The 1,398-nt window shown below is 63.1% G+C and carries 1 pseudogene; it reads left to right on the plus strand.

Features of this window, described 5'->3' with window-relative positions:
- Positions 1–13 precede the first annotated feature (13 nt).
- Positions 14–1,398 (plus strand): annotated as a pseudogene (gene priA, locus V6C16_RS13300) (replication restart helicase PriA); the annotation flags it as partial.

A 1,398-nucleotide genomic window follows, 5' to 3' on the forward strand; every position in this document is an offset into this window, starting at 1 on the left:
TGTGTAGGCCCGGGCTGCTTCGCGTCTGCTGTACGGCGTGACGGGCAGCGGCAAGACCGCCGTGTATCTGGAACTGGCCCGGGCCTGTCTTGAGTCGGGCAGGAGCATGCTTTTGCTCGCGCCTGAGGTGGCATTGGCCCACAAGCTGCGGCGTGACGCCGCCTGCGCCCTGCCCCAGGTTCCGCTTTTCTTCCATCATGGCTACCAGTCTCCTGCGCGCCGTGAGGATACCTACAGGCAGCTTGCCGGGCGTGACGAACCCTGCCTGGTGGTCGGCACGCGCTCGGCCCTGTTTCTGCCCGTGCCGCACCTGGGCTGCATTGTGCTGGATGAAGAGCATGACGGTTCTTTCAAGCAGGATGAAAGCCTGGCCTATCAGGCCAAGGAAGTGGCCTGGTTTCGGATGGCGCAGGTTCACGGGTTGCTGGTTCTTGGGTCGGCCACGCCCGATCTCAAGACGTTTCACGCGGCGGAAAACGGGCATCTGCCGGTTCTGCGCCTGCCCCGGCGGGTGGGAGACCGTGATCTGCCGCCAGTGGAACTTGTGGACATAAGTTCCCTTTCACCCGTGGCCGCCACTGAGACCGGGCTGCTGGCTCCCCGCAGCGAAGAGGTCCTGCGCGAGGTTATCAGCAGGGGAGAGCAGGCCGTGGTGCTGCTCAACCGGCGGGGTTATGCGCCGCTCATGTATTGTCTGGACTGCGGGCGCACCCTGCGCTGCCCCCATTGCGAAATTGGCCTTACCTATCACAAGGGGCGCGAAAAGCTTGTTTGTCATTATTGCGGGTACAGCCGCCCGTTTCCTTCGCCTTGCCCTGAATGCAAAGGCATGAATTTTTTGCCTATGGGCGAAGGCACGGAAAGGCTGGCCGAACGCCTGGGTGTTTTGGCCGGAGCGCCCGTGCTGCGCCTGGACAGGGACAGCACCCGCCGTCCCGGCCGCATGGAGGAAATTCTGGCTGCATTCGCCCGTCAGGAATCTCCCATTCTTGTGGGAACGCAGATGCTTTCCAAGGGACACCATTTTCCCAACGTGACCCTGGCTGTGGTGGCTGATGGCGATCTGGGGTTGAACCTGCCGGACTATCGGGCGGCAGAGCGCACCTTTCAGCTTTTGGTGCAGTCATCGGGCAGGGCCGGGCGCGGCGACAAGGCCGGGCAGGTGCTCATACAGACGCGGGACGTGAGCCATTATTGCTGGCAGTATGTGCGCGAAGCCGACTACGAGGGATTCTACGCGGCGGAGCTGGCCCGCCGCCGTCTGCGCAAGTACCCTCCGTTTGTGCGTCTGGCCCTCATAAGGATCTCTCACGGCATGGAAGAAAGCGAGGGACCTGCTGCCCTGAACGATATGGCAGCGGCCTTGCGCGGCCGTTCGGCGGAACTGGGGTTGCAACA

It is taken from the genome of Desulfovibrio sp. 1188_IL3213, assembly GCF_036763145.1.
Classification (GTDB): Bacteria; Desulfobacterota; Desulfovibrionia; order Desulfovibrionales; family Desulfovibrionaceae; genus Desulfovibrio.